The 16,924-nt window shown below is 60.1% G+C and carries 12 protein-coding genes and 2 tRNA genes; 11 read left to right on the top strand and 3 right to left on the bottom strand.

The window, feature by feature from the left end; genetic code table 11:
* Positions 1 to 148 precede the first annotated feature (148 nt).
* The 6 genes from LOX95_RS09970 (at position 149) to LOX95_RS09945 (ending at position 7,174) form a co-directional block, all read left to right on the top strand.
* Positions 149 to 967 carry an outer membrane protein assembly factor BamD gene (locus LOX95_RS09970; protein WP_242914397.1) on the top strand — a complete coding sequence of 273 codons (819 nt, stop codon included), beginning with the start codon at positions 149 to 151 and terminating at the stop codon, positions 965 to 967.
* A 94-nt stretch (positions 968 to 1,061) separates the two neighbouring features.
* Positions 1,062 to 2,759, top strand: coding sequence for a DNA repair protein RecN (recN, locus tag LOX95_RS09965; protein WP_242914331.1), 1,698 nt, complete (start codon positions 1,062 to 1,064; stop codon positions 2,757 to 2,759).
* 63 nt (positions 2,760 to 2,822) lie between these two features.
* The gene (locus LOX95_RS09960; protein ID WP_242914330.1) at positions 2,823 to 3,221 is read left to right on the top strand and encodes a DUF1489 family protein; all 399 of its coding nucleotides are present in this window, start codon (positions 2,823 to 2,825) and stop codon (positions 3,219 to 3,221) included.
* Positions 3,222 to 3,318: 97 nt separating this feature from the next.
* On the top strand, positions 3,319 to 4,674 hold the full coding sequence (locus LOX95_RS09955) for an MATE family efflux transporter (RefSeq protein ID WP_242914329.1): 1,356 nt from the start codon (positions 3,319 to 3,321) through the stop codon (positions 4,672 to 4,674).
* Positions 4,675 to 4,729: 55 nt separating this feature from the next.
* Positions 4,730 to 6,436 (top strand): methionine--tRNA ligase, encoded by a 1,707-nt coding sequence (metG, locus tag LOX95_RS09950; RefSeq protein WP_242914328.1) that lies wholly within the window; start codon positions 4,730 to 4,732, stop codon positions 6,434 to 6,436.
* 27 nt (positions 6,437 to 6,463) lie between these two features.
* Positions 6,464 to 7,174 (top strand): 2OG-Fe(II) oxygenase, encoded by a 711-nt coding sequence (locus LOX95_RS09945; protein WP_242914327.1) that lies wholly within the window; start codon positions 6,464 to 6,466, stop codon positions 7,172 to 7,174.
* A gap of 55 nt (positions 7,175 to 7,229) precedes the next feature.
* Here LOX95_RS09945 and LOX95_RS09940 read toward each other — a convergent pair whose 3' ends face one another.
* From LOX95_RS09940 to rlmB, 3 genes are all read right to left on the bottom strand, one after another.
* Positions 7,230 to 7,559, bottom strand: a complete 330-nt coding sequence (locus LOX95_RS09940; protein ID WP_242914326.1) for a rhodanese-like domain-containing protein — start codon at positions 7,557 to 7,559, stop codon at positions 7,230 to 7,232.
* The gene (locus LOX95_RS09935; protein ID WP_242914325.1) at positions 7,556 to 8,401 is read right to left on the bottom strand and encodes a TerC family protein; all 846 of its coding nucleotides are present in this window, start codon (positions 8,399 to 8,401) and stop codon (positions 7,556 to 7,558) included. The genes LOX95_RS09940 and LOX95_RS09935 overlap by 4 nt, the downstream gene beginning before the upstream one ends.
* Positions 8,402 to 8,469: 68 nt before the next feature.
* Positions 8,470 to 9,312, bottom strand: a complete 843-nt coding sequence (gene rlmB / locus LOX95_RS09930) for a 23S rRNA (guanosine(2251)-2'-O)-methyltransferase RlmB (RefSeq protein ID WP_345791443.1) — start codon at positions 9,310 to 9,312, stop codon at positions 8,470 to 8,472.
* Positions 9,313 to 9,494: 182 nt separating this feature from the next.
* Here rlmB and LOX95_RS09925 point away from each other — a divergent pair.
* The 5 genes from LOX95_RS09925 to LOX95_RS09905 all read left to right on the top strand — a co-directional run bounded on the left by LOX95_RS09925 (position 9,495) and on the right by LOX95_RS09905 (position 16,915).
* A tRNA-Tyr gene (locus LOX95_RS09925) sits at positions 9,495 to 9,578 on the top strand.
* Between the two features lie 99 nt (positions 9,579 to 9,677).
* Positions 9,678 to 9,751 (top strand) — tRNA-Gly (locus tag LOX95_RS09920).
* A 60-nt stretch (positions 9,752 to 9,811) separates the two neighbouring features.
* A complete protein-coding gene (gene tuf, locus LOX95_RS09915) occupies positions 9,812 to 11,002 on the top strand; it encodes an elongation factor Tu (RefSeq protein ID WP_242914291.1) in 1,191 nt (396 codons plus the stop codon).
* A gap of 285 nt (positions 11,003 to 11,287) precedes the next feature.
* On the top strand, positions 11,288 to 12,610 hold the full coding sequence (locus LOX95_RS09910) for a hemolysin family protein (protein WP_242914323.1): 1,323 nt from the start codon (positions 11,288 to 11,290) through the stop codon (positions 12,608 to 12,610).
* A gap of 588 nt (positions 12,611 to 13,198) precedes the next feature.
* Complete coding sequence (locus tag LOX95_RS09905) at positions 13,199 to 16,915, top strand: Ig-like domain-containing protein (protein WP_242914322.1); 3,717 nt, start codon at positions 13,199 to 13,201, stop codon at positions 16,913 to 16,915.
* Positions 16,916 to 16,924 lie beyond the last annotated feature (9 nt).

Here is a 16,924-nt window from a genome sequence, read left to right as displayed (position 1 = left end):
TCCGCGCATTGGCATACGGTTGTGCGCTGTTATAGAGAACGCCAAGGATATGTGATGCGAGTGTGCATCCCGTCTCCGGCAATTTAAGAGGTCGCTCTTGCCCGAACTCAAGTCTCGCTCCGGTTTGTTCCGCTCTGGCCTGTTGCTGATGGGTGTCGCTGCGGCGTCGCTCACGCTGTCTGCGTGCTCGGGCACCAAGCCCCGCCAGCGCCTTGCCTATGAAGAGCGTCCGGTCGAAGCCCTGTACAACACGGGCTATCAGCGCCTTCAGTCGCGCCGCTGGAATGATGCTATCGACTACTTCCAGGAAGTAGAGCGTCAGCACCCCTATTCGGAATGGGCTCGTCGCGCGATCCTGATGCAGGTGTACGCCTTCTATCAGAACAATAATTACAATGAGGCGATTGCTGCGGCTGACCGCTTCATCGCCCTTTTCCCTGGTAACCCCTCGGCGGCCTATGCCTTCTATATGAAGGCCGTCTGCAACTTCGAGCGCATCGTCGATGTGGGTCGTGATCAGGGCTATGCCGAAGCGGCTCTGGCTGGTCTGCGTGATGTCGAGCGTCGCTACCCCAATACGCCTTATGCCACCGACGCCCGCGTCAAGATCGACATGGTCAACGACCAGCTGGCCGGTAAGGAAATGGCTGTTGGCCGCTTCTACCAGCGTAACAGCCAGCCGATCGGTGCCCTGAACCGCTATAAGTCCGTGATCGAAAATCCGGCCTTCCAGCGCACTTCGCACACGCCTGAAGCGCTGTACCGTCTGGTCGAGCTGAACCTGCAACTGGGTCTGCGCGAAGAGGCTGTGCGTAATGCTTCGGTTCTGGGCCACAACTTCCCGGGCAGCGTCTGGTACCGCGATGCCTTTGCCCTGTTGACCGAAGAAGGCCAGCGTCCGGAAGGCATCGATGAGCCGGAAGGCCACAAGAAGTCGATCTTCAGCCGTCTGAACCCATTCGACTGATCCTGACATTTGAGCGCAGAGGCCACAAAAGCCTCTGCGTTCTCGTTACGTTTCCGGTTAGGATCATCCGGAATAACGCGAATCATATTGATCCATGCTGACCAGTCTTTCCATCCGCGACGTGGTTCTCGTCGATGCCCTTGACCTCGACGTGGAGCAGGGGTTGACGGTTCTGACCGGTGAAACCGGTGCGGGTAAGTCGATTATTCTGGACGCTCTGGGCCTTGCCCTGGGGGCGCGTGCTGATTCCGGACTGGTGCGTCGTGGGGCCAAACAGGCTGTGGCGACGGCGGTATTCGTCACCCCGAACGATCCGGACCTGATTGCAGCGATCGAAGAGCGCGGCTTTGAAGCCAAGGTGGGGGACGAGTTGATCCTGCGCCGTATCCTGTCCGCGGACGGGCGTTCCAAAGCCTATATCAATGACCAACCTGCGGGGGTAACGGCCCTCAAGGAGATCGGTTCGCGTCTTGTCGAAGTGCACGGTCAGCACGAGACGGTCGGCCTTTTGGACTGGCGCACGCACCGTGGATTGCTGGATGCCTATGGTGGCCTTCAGCCGCAGCTTCAGGCGGTGGCCGAAGCGGCGCGACTGCTGAAAGACGCCGAGCAAAAGCTGGCAGAGCTCCAGTCGGATGCCGCCAATGCTGCGGCCCGTGCCGAAGAGATTTCCCACAACCTGTCCGAACTGGACGTTCTGGATCCCAAGGAAGACGAGGAAACGGCACTGGCCGGTGACCGCGCTGTCCTTGGTGCGGCGGAAAAGGCGTTGGCCGATCTGGCCGATGCCCGCACCCAGTTGGGCGGGGACAAGCTGTCGCAAAAGTTGAGCGCGGCGTTGCGGGCGGTCGAGCATGCTCGCACGCGGGCAGGGCAGGCGGGGATCGAGGGCGATCACCCTGTCATCAAGAGCCTGTCAGATGCGGTCGAGGCCATCGACCGCACCATGGTCGAGGCGATGGAGGCGATTGCCGCCGTCGATGCCGCTGCCGATGCCTTTGATTTTGAACCGGGCCAGTTGGACAAGACCGAAGAGCGACTGTTCGCCCTTCGCGCCACGGCCCGCAAGCTGAACACCACCGTGGATGCGCTGCCGTCGCTGCGGATCAAGCTGCGCGAGCAGTTGCGCCTGATCGAGAACAGCGAAGAAGCCCTGACCAATGCCCGTCGCGAGGCGGCGCTGGCGGCTCAGGCGTATGACGCGGCCGCATCGGTGCTGTCTGAAGCGCGCGGGGATGCTGCTGAACGGTTGAAGGTCGCGGTGCTGGGCGAGCTGGGACCGCTGAAGCTGGAACGCGCCCAGTTCCGTGTCGCGCTGGAACCCATTGAGGCTCGCCGCGGACCGGAAGGCCGCGAGAACGTGCGCTTCCAGGTGGCCACCAACGTCGGTACCGATTTCGGCCCGCTGGACAGTGTGGCGTCGGGCGGTGAACTGGCTCGCTTTGCCCTTGCAATGAAGGCTGCTCTGGCCAGCCGCGAGGACATTATCCAACCGGTGATGATCTTCGACGAAGTGGATCAGGGCGTCGGTGGTGCCGTGGCCGAAGCGGTGGGGGGACGTCTGAAACGTCTGGCAAATGGCGCGCAGGTTCTGGTGGTGACGCACAGCCCGCAGGTGGCGGCATGCGGCCATACCCACTGGAAGGTGCGCAAGGCCGACAAGGACGGTATGACGACCTCGACGGTTGATCCGTTGAACGAGACTGATCGTCTGGAAGAAATCGCCCGCATGCTTTCGGGTGCGCACGTTACGGACGAGGCGCGCGGTGCGGCTCGCCGCCTGATCGGCTAGGTTTCGTCCGGCAAACCTTGGTCTGCCTTTACCCTGCCTCAGTAAGCTCCTATCTGCGCCCCCATGCCGCTTCACATGATCAAATTGGCCGTTGGTGTGCCGGACGTAGAATGGCTGGAACGCCGCGCCTCCAAAGGCGCGCCGTTGATCGTGCATACCCGCATGAGCCCCAAGCGAGCACCGGAAATGGAAGGCGGCGGTTCGCTGTACTGGGTCGTCAAAGGCTCCATTCTCGCGCGCCAGCCGATCATGGACATCAGCACCATCGGTGAGGGTAAAGCCAGCCGCTGCGAGATCACGCTGGAGCCCAAAGTCATCCGTGTGTCGCCGACGGTTCGTCGAGCATTTCAGGGCTGGCGCTATCTGGAGCCGAAAGATGCTCCAGTCGATCTGGATGTGATCGACACCGGAGAGACGCCCCCCGAACTGGCCGCCATGTTGCGCGAACTGGGAGCGTGGTAGGCCGTCATTCCGGCTTATACCTTCTCCAGATCATTCCAGTGGACGGCTTTGGTGCCGTCCTTCTTTTTTCTGACCCCTGTCCTATCGGAACGCCCTCTTGTTCAGTCCCGCTCACAAGCAAACCCTGAAAGACCTGCTGGTCCTCGCATGGCCGGTCGTGCTGGCGCGCGTGGGTATTATGACGATGGGTCTGACCGATGCGATTGTGGTGGGGCACCATTCGTCGCGCGAACTGGCATTCCATTCTCTGGCATGGGCACCGACTTCGATCATCCTGACGACGGCTGTCGGTCTGATGATGGGCGTTCAGGTGATGACCGCCCGCATGCGTGGCGAAGGCCGCTATGAAGAGGTCGGCGCGGTGCTACGTCGGGGGCTGGTGTATTCGCTGCAGCTGGGCCTGGCGGCCATGGTGCTGTTGGCGCTGGCAGGGCCCCTACTGCTTCCGCATCTGGGGTTCGAGGATGGATTAGGTGAGGGCGCAGCCTTGCCGCTGGTCGTCTTTGCCTTGTCGATGCCCTTCTATCTGATTTCGGTTGCGGCACAGTTCTTCCTCGAAGGTCTGGGCAAGCCCAAGCCGGGCATGTGGGCGATGTGGATCGCCAACATCGTCAACATCGCGCTGAATATCGTGCTGGTGCCGGATATGCTGGGCCTTGGTATTCATGGCGCGGCAGCGTCGGCGTGGGCGACTTTTGGTGCGCGTGCGGCGCTGGTGGTGTTCCTCGTGATCTACATCCTGCGCATGCCGGAAGTGAAAGCGTGGGGCCTGTTCAGCAAGCCCACGCGCGACCCCGAGACCGAACGCGAACAGGTCAAGGTCGGCCTCGGCGCTGGTGCATCCAACTTCATCGAAGTGGGGGCGTTTTCGGCCATGACCATTGCCGCGGGTCTGATTGGTGCCAACGAAACCGCAGGCTGGGCCATCGTGATCAACACCTCGGCCATCGTCTTTATGCTGCCGATGGGCCTGTCGTCGGCGACGGCTGTGCTGGTGGGCAAGGCCTATGGCGCGGGCGACCACGAGGGCGTGAAACGGGCAGGCTGGATCGGCATGGGCGTTGTGGCTGTGCTGGCCACCGTGGTTGGGCTGATTATCTGGCCGACCGCGCACCTGATTACGGGTGCCTATACCAATGACATGGCAGTGCTGGCGATTGCCGCCCCCGCGCTGGCGCTCGCGACATTCTTCTTCGTGGCCGATGCCGTTCAGGTCGTCGCCGCGCACGCCAATCGCTCGGCGGGCGATGTGTTGATGCCCAGCCTTATGCACTTTGTGTCTTATGGTGTGGTGATGATCCCGCTCGGCTTTATTCTCGCCCCGACGATGGGCGTGAACGGGTTGGTTACGTCGGTTATCGTTGCCAGCCTTATCTCGGGTGTGCTGCTGGGTGTGCGTTTCCACATCATTTCCAAGCGTGCAGCCCTCACTTCGCACCAAGCGACAGGGTGACGCGGCGCGAAAGCGTCTCTATATCCCAAGCCTTACTCTAGTTTAGTGGACGATCATGGCCCGTATCCTCATCACCTCGGCGCTGCCCTACATCAATGGCATCAAGCACCTTGGGAATCTGGCCGGGTCTATGTTGCCCGCAGACGTCTGGGCCCGTTTCAAGCGCGGCGAAGGCCATGATGTGCTGTACATCTGCGCCACCGACGAGCACGGCACGCCGGCCGAACTGGCCGCCGCCGCTGCGGGGCAGGACGTTCAGACCTATTGCGATGAACAGCACCTGATCCAGAAGAATGCAGGCGAGGCCTTTGGCCTGAGCTTTGACTGGTTCGGTCGTTCGTCGGGCCCGCAAAACCGCGCCCTGACCCAGCACTTCTGCCAGGCGCTGGAAAAGAACGGCCTAATCGAAGAGCGCGTCGATCGCATGATATATTCGATCGACGATGGCCGCTTCCTCCCGGACCGTTATGTCGAGGGTACCTGCCCGCACTGCGCCTATGAAAAGGCGCGCGGCGATCAGTGCGACAACTGTGGCCGTCTGCTGGACCCGACCGACCTGATCAATCCTTATTCGTCGGTCTCGGGCAGCCGTAATCTGGAAGTCCGCGACACCCGCCACCTGTACTTGCTGCAAACCAAGGTCGAGGATCAAATCCGCGCATGGGTGAACAGCAAGGCCGACTGGCAGCCGCTGGCCAAGTCCATCGCCAACAAACACCTTGATGAAGGTCTGATCGACCGTGGCATCACCCGCGACTTGTCGTGGGGTGTGCCGGTTGTCGGTCCCGACGGTGGTCCGCGTCCGGGCATGGAAGGCAAGGTCTTCTACGTCTGGTTTGACGCGCCGATCGAATACATCGCCGCCACCGAAGAGTGGGCCGATGCCAACGGCAAGACGTGGAAAGACTGGTGGCGTCTGGACGAAGGCGCAGAAGACGTCCGCTATGTCCAGTTCATGGGCAAGGACAACGTCGCCTTCCACACCGTCAGCTTCCCTGCGACCATCATCGGTTCGGGCGAGCCTTGGAAGACCGTCGACCAACTTAAGGCCTTCAACTGGCTGAACTGGTACGGCGGTAAGTTCTCGACCTCGATGAAGCGTGGCGTCTTTATGGATCAGGCGCTGGAGCTTCTGCCTGCCGACTACTGGCGCTGGTATCTGACCGCCTATGGTCCGGAACATTCGGATGCCGCGTTCACGTGGGAGCAGTTCCAGAGCGCGGTGAACAAAGACCTCGCCGACGTGCTGGGCAATTTCGTGAACCGTATCGTCAAGTTCACTGAATCGAAGTTCGACGGCGTCGTGCCGGAAGGTGGCACCGCTGGCGAAGTCGAAGCCAAGCTGGAAGCCGACATCCGTGCGGCTCTCGCCGAGGCGACCGAGCTCATGGAAGCCATGGAGTTCCGTAAGGCTGCGGCCTCGATCCGTGCGGCGTGGGTGCTGGGTAACGAGTACCTGCAGTTCGCCGCACCGTGGACCGCGCTCAAGACCGATCGCGATCAGGCGGCTGTGGGCGTGCGCACGGGCCTGAACCTCGTGGCTCTGTTTGCGCGTCTGGCGGCACCGATCCTGCCGTTCACCGCACCGAACATCGCGGGCACCGTCTCGTCGACCGATCTGAGCTGGCCCAAGGCGGACGAGGACTTCCTCAACGCCCTGCCGGTTGGCCAGAAGGTTCAAGCCGCCAGCGTCCTGTTCACCAAGATCGACGACACCATGGTCGCCGAATGGTCCGAACGCTTTGGCGGTGCGGAAGCCTAAGGGTCAACCGCTGACGGGGAGGATGGAATGTTTGAAATCGGTTCTGTCGATCCGCAACGTCTCGCTGCCATTCAGGTGCGCTTGGCGCAAACCGGACGGGCTCAGGTTGAAAACGTCCTCTCTCCCGCATCGGCCAAGGCTCTGTACGAGCGGGCCGTGGAGGCGCAGTTCAATGTGGTCACCCGCAAAAGCGATGGCCACATGGACATGCCGTCCGAGTGGCTGAATATGCTGACGCCCGAGCAGAAGTCGACCTTTGCGCAGGCGGTTCAAAACGCCGCCACCCACGACTTCCAGTATCTGTACGACAACTACCCCTTTTATGACGCCACTTCGGCGGGGCATGCCGACGCCTTCTGGCAGTCGGTGGTCGAGTTCCTGAACGGCGAGGCCTTCCTCGGTCTGGCTCGCACTCTCACCGGCGAAGATCGTATCGCACTGGCGGACGCGCAACTGACGCGGTTCCGGCGCGGGCATTTCCTGACCGAGCACAGCGACGAGGCGGCGGGCAAAAATCGCTTCTATGCCTATGTGCTGAACCTCACGCCCGCGTGGCGCATCGACTGGGGTGGGTTGCTGGCCTTTCACGGAGAGGACGGCAATGTCGAGGAGGCTTTCACGCCCCGCTTCAATACGCTGAACCTGCTCAAGGTGCCGACGCCGCATTCGGTCACTCAGGTCGCGCTATCCGCAGGGGGGCACCGTATCTCAATCACCGGGTGGCTGCGCGGTCGATAGGCAAAAAGAAACCCCCGCAGATCGCTCTGCGGGGGCTTTTTATTGATCGACGGGCTCAGCTTTGAATGATCGGATATCCGGCCTGTGCCCAGGCCGTGATGCCGCCTGTCAGATTGACGACCGGCTGGCCGTCCTTGGCCGTCGGGCCGACGAACTCGCAAACCCGACCGCTGCGACCGCCCGACTTGCACTGGACAATAATGGTCTTGTCCTTGGGCAGGTCCAGCGCATCCCATGCTTGCGGCATTTGCGATAACGGGGCGAGGGTGGTGCCCTCGATGCGAGCGGCGTCGTATTCGTCCTGTTCACGCACGTCGATCATGACGGCCTGACCGGAGGCCAGCAAATCGCGGGCCTCCTCTACGGTGACTTCATTCACGCTCATGTTGCGGGCTCCGGTATAGGGGCGGTGGAAGACGAAGGTGTCTCGGTTGCCGTGGTCGTGGGCACTTCAACAGCATCGGGTTCTTTACCGCTCTTCTTCAGGTGCTTGGCGGCTTCTTCATCACTGATGGCGAGGAAGGCCGGAACCTTGGCGTTGAAGCCTGCGAGGTGGCCAGTGCGTACGATCACTTCGCGACCGCCATCCCAGATCATGTGCAGGGCGACGTACAGAACGACGACCAGACCGATGTAGCCGATCCACGAATATTTATGCAGCAGCTTGGCGATGAAGCTGGCGGCGATACCCATCAGGGCAATCGACAGGACCAGACCGAACACCATGACCCACGGATGTTCGTGGGCGGCACCGGCGACGGCCAGCACATTGTCCAGCGACATGGCGACGTCGGCGATAATGATCTGGGTGAGAGCGGCACCAAAGGTTTTGCGCTTCAGGCCCAGCTCTTCGGGCGACGGACCGGTGCCGTGCTCGATACTCTGGGCCAGTTCCAGCTCTTTCTGGGCCTCGGCCTGGTCGTGCGTGGCCTGTTCGCGCAGTTCGCGCCACATCTTCCAGCAGACCCAAAGCAGCAGGAAGCCACCGGCCATCAGAAGACCGATGATGGCGAGAAGTTGAATCGTAATGAGTGCAAAGCCGATGCGCAGAACAACGGCGATGGCCAGACCCGCAAGAATGGCCTTACGGCGCTGGTCTTGTGGCAGGGCGGCGGCGGCAAGGCCCACAGCAACAGCGTTGTCGCCTGCGAGCACAAGGTCCATCAGGACTACTTGGCCGAGCGCGACCAGTTGGCTGACGAAATCAGGGGAAGATAAAAAGTCCATGCTCGTAGATTAGACCCTGCCGGAGCATGCGCCAAGTTGTCGCGCACCTCCGGCATGGGCCTTATTCGTCAGGCGGTGCGCTTTTGGGCGCGGGCAGCCTCGTAAAGGGCGATGGCCGCAGCGTTGGACACGTTCAGCGATTCAAAACCGCCGGGCATCGGGATCTTGGCGATGGCTTCGCAGTGCTCGGTGACCAAGCGACGCACGCCGTCGCCTTCGGAACCCATGACGATCACGGTCGGGCGATGGTCCAGAGCCTCTTCCAGAGTCATCTGTGCAGCGCCGTCCATGGCGATGGCGCGCCACCCGTAGTCATTCAGCTTTTCCAGCGCGCGCGACAAGTTGGTGACGCGGGCATGGGGCAGGCGTTCGGTTGCGCCAACAGATGCCTTGGCCAGTGCACCGGCGAGGGCAGGGGCGTGGCGATCCTGCACAATTATACCGCGTGCACCGAATGCGAGGGCCGAGCGGAAGATTGCGCCGACGTTCTGCGGATCGGTCAGCTGGTCGAGCATGACCAGAACGCCTTCTGCGGGGTCCGCCAAATCTTCGAGCGCAACGCCTTCCAGCGGCTGACATTTGAACGCGAAGCCCTGATGAACCGCGCCAGGAGGCAAGATTCGATTCAATTGTTGGGAATCAACGACTTCGATTCTGTGCCCGTGGGTCAGATTCTGCGACTCGATTTCCTCGGCGCGATCGGCCGTGACCATGAGTCTGCCGCTTCCGCGACGGGCTGGATTGGCCAGAGCGGCCAAAACAGGATGGCGGCCCCAAAGAAAATTGTCTGCGTTAACAGCGGCTTTGGGTGATTTTTTACCCTCAGACGGGGTTTTGGGTGCCTGTTGGTGCGAGGAATTACCTCGCGAGGCACCCTTTTCGTCGCGTCTGTGGAAAGATTGTTTTTTCACGGCTTTTTGGTCGTTGCGTTCTGAAAAAGGGGACACTATAAGACGGCCTCCGACGAGGCCACGGGCTTTCGGTGAAGGCGCTCTCCTAATACAGGCGTCGCCCGACAGCGAAGGCTTTTGTTGTTATCCGGTTTAATAATCGGCTGATGGCAAATCCAAGTCGGCACATTGCAAAGCGCGCTGGGGGAATGTCCCGAGCGGCAAAGGGGGCGGACTGTAAATCCGCTGCGTAAGCTTCGCAGGTTCGAGTCCTGCTTCCCCCACCACGCGCTTGCAATGGCCGAGTTCTTGGACCAGAACCCCCAAGGAAAATCGGGTGCGGATTCGTTGCTCTCGTTCGAGAGCGACCTGGCCGCATTCTTCGTGCGGGTATAGCACAATGGTAGTGCAGCAGCCTTCCAAGCTGAGGATGTCGGTTCGATCCCGTCTACCCGCTCCAGGTTTTATGAACTGAGCACAGCGCCCTTCCGTTCCGGACCCGGGCCACAGGAGTTTGGCCATGGCCAAGGAAAAGTTCGAACGCACTAAGCCGCACTGCAACATCGGCACCATCGGTCACGTTGACCATGGCAAGACCACGCTGACGGCTGCGATCACCATCACGCTGGCTAAGGCCGGTGGCGCGACTGCAAAGAACTACGCAGACATCGACGCTGCTCCGGAAGAAAAAGCACGCGGCATCACCATCAACACCGCGCACGTTGAGTACGAGACGGCTAACCGTCACTACGCCCACGTGGACTGCCCGGGTCACGCCGACTACGTGAAGAACATGATCACCGGTGCTGCCCAGATGGACGGCGCTATCCTGGTTTGCTCGGCCGCTGACGGCCCGATGCCGCAAACCCGCGAGCACATCCTGCTGTCGCGTCAGGTTGGCGTTCCGGCACTGGTCGTGTTCCTGAACAAGGTTGACATGGTCGACGACGAAGAGCTGCTCGAGCTCGTCGAAATGGAAGTTCGTGAACTTCTGTCCTCGTACAACTTCCCGGGTGACGACATTCCGGTGATCAAGGGTTCGGCTCTGGCCGCCGTTGAAGACCGCGATGCTGCCATCGGTCAAGACGCCGTTCTGAAGCTGATGGAAGCTGTCGACAGCTACATCCCGCAGCCGGAACGTCCGATCGACCAAGCCTTCCTGATGCCGGTTGAAGACGTATTCTCGATCTCGGGTCGTGGTACGGTTGTGACCGGTCGCGTTGAGCGCGGCATCGTCAAGGTCGGTGAAGAAGTCGAAATCGTCGGCATCCGTCCGGTTCAAAAGACGACCTGCACGGGCGTCGAAATGTTCCGCAAGCTGCTGGACCAAGGTCAAGCTGGTGACAACGTCGGCGTTCTGCTGCGCGGCACCAAGCGTGAAGACGTTGAGCGCGGCCAAGTGCTGTGCAAGCCGGGTTCGATCACCCCGCACACCAAGTTTGTTGCTGAGGCCTACATCCTCACCAAGGAAGAGGGCGGCCGTCACACCCCGTTCTTCACCAACTACCGTCCGCAGTTCTACTTCCGCACCACCGACGTGACCGGCATCGTTCACCTCAAGGAAGGCGTGGAAATGATCATGCCGGGCGACAACGCCGAGCTGGACGTCGAGCTGATCACCCCGATCGCCATGGAAGAGAAGCTGCGCTTCGCTATCCGTGAAGGCGGCCGCACCGTCGGCGCCGGCGTCGTTTCGAAGATCGTTGCCTAAGCAACAGCTTTGATCCGACCCTGACGGGCAACCGTCAGTGACGACAAACAAGACGGCCCTCCGGAGAAATCCGGGGGGCCGTCTTTGTTTGGCCAAGGGGCATTGTGTGCCCACCGGAATGGCTACGTGTCGATTAGGGCTCCTAAAACGCGGTTCCGATCTTGGTTTTTAGTCGAAGCGCCCCCAGTACGGCCCTGCCTGCACTGGTATTTTAAGGGATTGCCCCCTAATATTCCTTCTGCGGATGCCGTCTGATGCGCCGCGTTATGGGCTCTACCCCTTTCGATGTTGACCATCGCTATCGCCGTCGTACTGCTTCTGGTGGTGCTGAACGGTATGTTCGCAATGACCGAGCTCGCGGTCGTCTCTTCTCGTAAATCCAGACTTCAAGCCCGTGCCGAGCGCGGGGACCGCGGTGCGAGAGCCGCCCTGAAGCTGGCCGAAGAGCCAACACAGTTCCTTTCCGCTGTTCAGGTCGGCATCACGCTGATCGGTATTCTGGCCGGTGCATACGGTCAGGCCAGCATTGCGGGTCAGCTCAAATTGATGTTGGCCCAGACGTTTCCTGCCGTCGCGCCCTATTCGCAAGTCATTTCGACCGGCGTCGTGGTTGTGGGCATCACCTATATCTCGCTGATCGTAGGCGAGTTGGTGCCAAAGCGTCTGGCGCTGATCTTCCCTGAGACCATTGCATCGAAGATGGCCGGACCGATCTCGAAGATGGCGTTGGTTATGAAGCCGTTCGTGCTTCTGCTGACGGCTTCGACGTCGGGCATCCTCAAACTGATGGGCGTCAAGGACCGCGACGGTTCGGACGTCACCCAGGAAGAGGTCGAGAGCATGATCGCCGAGGGCACTTCGGCCGGTCTGATCGAGCCACAAGAGCAGGAAATGATCGAAGAGATCATGACACTCGGCGACAGGCCCATTCGCGTGGCCATGACGCCTCGACACGAAGTCTACTGGATCGCCCTGAATGAGGATGAAGCGACGCTGCGCAAGGAAATCCGGGAATGCGGATACTCGCGTATTGTTGTGACGCGCGACAGCGATGTCGATAGCCCCCTGGGCGTGGTCCATAAGAAGGATGTCCTGGACAGCCTGCTGGACACCGGCAAGATCAATCTTGAGCCGCTGATCAACGAACCGGCCTTTATCCCGCAGTCCACCTCGGTGCTGAAGGCTCTCGATATTCTCAAGAGCTCACGTGTGCACATGGCCTTCGTGGTCGATGAGTACGGCAGCTTTGAAGGTGTAGTGACGGCCACGGATCTTCTGGAGATGATCGCCGGCGACTTTGACGAGGATCACGACGAACAGCACGTGGCTATCCGCCTCAGAGAGGATGGAAGCTGGATCGTGGATGGGCAGGTCGATCTAGAAGAACTCGAAGAAGCGCTGGGCGAAGAGTTCGGCGAACATGAAGGCTTCCACACGGTGGCTGGCCTGGTCCTTCACAACCTCTCGCGATTGCCGGAGGAGGGCGAGGTGCTTCGTCTGGGGCGCTTCGAGGTTGAAGTAATCGATATGGATGACCGTCGGATCGACAAGTTGCTGTTCCGGACTTCATTCAAAGGCGACGATGCTGATATCAACGCCGCGAATTAGATCTTTGATATAGCTAAGCTTTCTACGGGCCTGCCGATGCAATCGGCAGGCCTTTTTTTGACAAAAATATACAATTGAAAAACCCGCGGTACTGAAGCGCTTTTGGCGACCTGTGCCTTGAGGCAACATCGTAAATATTTGCGGGGTCGTACTCCGCGTTGAACCCTTCCAGCCCTACGTAGTTTTACAAATACGCGGGACCGCGGACGGAGCCTGCTGAAAACAGCATCAGGTCCCCAGCTTGGCTGTTTTGATCTGAATATGACGATGGGACTGTGATTTAGGTTCGATATTCCCGTCACGGCCAAAAGCTCGATCTATCCACACGAGTGTTAGATCAAAAGATTTCCACTAAATATGTAAACTCGAAGCTTAAGCATTAGCTTTGCTATTGGCTGTTTACCTTATTGGGTAATTAGGCCGATCTATACATGTTTAACAAATTATAGCTTTGCTTCTAATCTTATCCCTTACGCGCGCTTAACCATTTATGTCTCCCTGCGTGCAGGAACAAACATTATTGATCTGCCGTTCCTCGAGACTAAGGTCGAATAATGTCCGCAATAGTGGGTCGATAGGGAGTCCGTTATGCTTAAGCTCGACGATATGAGTGGTTTCTCTGTACATAATGTTGGTAAGGGTGACCAAGTATCCGGGGTCTCTGGCCAACGCGATGCTTTTGTAATTCAGGCTCCTCCCGAAGATATTCTGAACTACGCCCGTGAGGGATCGGATTTGGTGATCCAGTTCCGTGATGGAACTAATATCAGGATCAACGGATACTTTGATCAGTATGACGATGGTGATCAGGTGGTCCTGGTCGACGGCGACCGTTCCTTCAGGGTCGACTTCTCCGATGCGTTGAGCTCCGAAGGCGATGGTATTGCCGAGGCGCTTGTGGCCTATGTCCCGATCGGGACCGAAAATAATGCGCTGCTGGCTCTATTGGGTGTCGCAGCTGCAGGGGCCGGGTTGGCGGCGGCTGTAAGCGGTGACGATAGCCCCAAGGTTTCTGAGCCGACGCCGCCGATCCGTATTCCGGATAAGCCTGCAAAGCCTAGCAGCTACGTCGACAATGTTGGCGACGTTCAATCCCCGTCCAGCACCGCCGCTACGACGGATGACACTACTCCAGGCATCAACATCGGGACCGGCCTGACCGATAAGCCCAAGCTTTATGTGAATGGGGTGGAGATCCCTTCCACCTATAATGCTGCGACGGGCGTGCTCACGCCAAACGCGCCCTTGGGCGAGGGTCGCAACACCATCACGATCACCCTCACCAGTCCAGAAGGCGGTGAGAGTGCGCCGAGCGAGCCGCTGGTGATTACGATCGATGCGACTGCGCCCTCAAAGCCAGCCGCTCCGACGGGTTATGAGGATAATGTGGGGGATGTGCAGTCTGCCAACAGCACTGCCGCGTCCACTGACGACACTACTCCGGGCATTAACGTAGGCGCAGGTCTTACTGATACGCCGCGGCTCTACGTCAATGGCGTGGAAGTACCTGCAACCTATGACTCCACGACTGGCACATTGACTCCGGTTAGCCCTCTTCCGGAGGGTTCAAGCACGATCACCTACACGCTGACGGATGCTGCCGGTAATCAGAGTGCGCCAAGCGATCCGCTGGTGATCACGATCGACAGTACTCCACCGGCGAAGCCCTCGCCGGCAACGGGTTATAATGACGACGCTGGCCCAATTACTGATTCAAGCAGCAACGCCCCTGTTACCGACGACCGGACCCCAGGTATTAACGTTGGCCCCGGCCTGACCGACACGCCTTCGCTGTACGTGGACAGTGTGAAGGTTCCGTCGACCTATGATCCTGCAACCGGTACCCTGACCCCGGTCGATCCACTCCCTGAAGGTCCCCATTCCATCACCTACACGGTGACGGATCCGGCCGGTAACGAGAGCCCTCCGAGCGACCCGATCGTTTTCGAGGTGGATACCACGCCGCCATCCAAGCCGGCGACGCCGACCGGCTATAACGACGACTTTGGTCCGATCACCGATGCCAACAGCACGGCTCCGACCACGGACGACAACACCCCGGGCATCAATGTGGGTCCGGGCCTGAGCCCAGAGCCGTCGCTGTATGTGGACGGTGTGAAGGTGCCGGCCACCTATGATCCGGCCACGGGTCTGCTGACCCCGACCACGCCGCTGGCCGATGGCCCGCACACCCTGAGCTATACGGTCTATGACCCTGCCGGCAACGAGAGCCCGCAGAGCGACCCGATCAGCTTCGAGGTGGATACCTCGGCTCCGGGACAACCGGGCGTACCGACCGGCTATAATGACGATGTTGCTCCCGTGACGTCGCCGAACAGCACGGCACCGGTGACCAATGATCCGCGACCTGGTCTGAACGTAGGGGCCGGATTGACCGATACTCCGGTCCTGTACGTCAACGGTACCAAGGTTGCTGCGACTTACGATCAGGCCAGCGGTACGCTGACGCCGGACGTGGCGCTGACGGACGGATCGTACGTTCTCACCTATAGCCTCATGGATGCAGCAGGGAACGAAGGGCCGCAAAGCCCGGGTCTGTCGCTGGCCATCGATACGAGTGCACCGACCCAGTCGGTCCTCATCTCAGGTGTCGACGACAACGCGGCACCGACGATCGGCAATGTTCCGAGCAACGGCTACACAAACGATGTTGCCCCGCTGGTATCGGGCACTCTGAGCGCAGGCCTGTTGGCGGGCGAGTACGTCGAGATCTTGCGTAACGGTTCGGTCGTGGGGACTGCGACTGTCACGAACTCGACCTGGACGTTTGCTGATACCGGGCTGGTGGACGGGTTGGCCTATACCTATTCGGCCCGCGTCAAGGATGCGGCAGGTAACCAGGGTGCGATCTCGAATAGCTACGTCATCAATATCGATGCGAGCGATCCGACGACCACTGTCGCTATCACGGATGTTCTGGACAATCAGGCACCGACTGTCGGTTCTGTCGCCAATGGCGGCACGACCAATGACTCGCAGCCTGAGTTGGTCGGCACCCTGACGGGCACGCTGAACGCCAACGAGCAAATCGTGATCTATCGCGGAACCGACCGCGTAGGTGTCGCGACAGTGAACGGGAGCTCCTGGACCTTTACCGATAGCGGTCTGACCAACGGTAGCTCCTATTCCTACACTGCACGCGTTGAAGACAGCGCAGGTAACGTAGGCGCGACCTCGGGTGCCTACGGCATCACCCTGCAGACTTCGGGTTCGACAACGACCGTGTTGATCGCCGATATCGAAGATAACTCGACACCGGTGACGGGCAGTGTTGGCAACAACGGCCATACCAACGACACCACCCCGCAGCTGTCGGGCACTATCAGTGCGCCGCTGGTGGCCGGGGAGCAGGTCCATATCTTCCGTAACGGTGTGGATATCGGCACTGCGACGATGTCCGGTACGGACTGGACGTTTGACGACAGTGGCCTGAACGACGGCAACGCCTATACCTACACGGCTGTCGTCATCGACAGCGCGGGTAACCAAGGCGCTGTGTCGAATGGCTACACGATCAATGTCGATACCGATGTACCAGGCCAGACCGTTGTCATCTCGCGCGCGGTCGACAATGTGGATCCTGTGTCTGGTCCGATCCCGGCCAATGGCACGACCAACGACGACACCCCGACGTTGGAAGGCACGCTGTCTGCAGGCCTGACCGGTACCGAGCAGCTGCACGTCTTCCGTAACAACGTCTTTGTGGGCGTTGCGACGGTGAGCGGTACGAACTGGACGTATCAGGACAGCGGGCTGGCAAGCCAGTCCACCTACGACTACTCGGCCCGCGTCGTTGATGCGGCGGGTAATGCGGGTACGCCTTCGAATACCCTGACCTTCACTGTAAATACCGACGGGGTCAGCCAGACCACGGCCATCATCGACATCAACGATGACTTCGGTCCGCAGACGGGCAGTGTGTTGAACAATGGCACCACCAACGACACGACCCCGACCCTGTCCGGTTCGATCGGTGCCCCGCTAACCGGTACAGAAACCGTGCAGATCCTGCGCAGCACCAATGGTGCGGCAGCGGTTGTGGTCGGGACTGCGACTGTCTCCGCAACCACCTGGACCTTCGCGGACACCGGGCTGGTTAACGGCAACACCTATACCTACACGGCTCAGGTTATTAACACGGCCGGCGACGTGGGCGGAGCAAGCAACCCGTATTCGATCACCATCGATACGGCGCCGCCGAGCGCGACTGTGGCTCTGACCGGTTATTCCGATAACCAGCCAGCCGATACGGGCGAACTTTGGCTTCGCCAAGCCTACCAATGACCTGTCGCC

It is taken from the genome of Brevundimonas pishanensis (assembly GCF_022750635.1).
Taxonomy (GTDB): domain Bacteria; phylum Pseudomonadota; class Alphaproteobacteria; order Caulobacterales; family Caulobacteraceae; genus Brevundimonas; species Brevundimonas pishanensis.
Note: the sequence above shows the minus strand (reverse complement) of the source record. Positions and strands in the feature narration are given on the sequence as shown.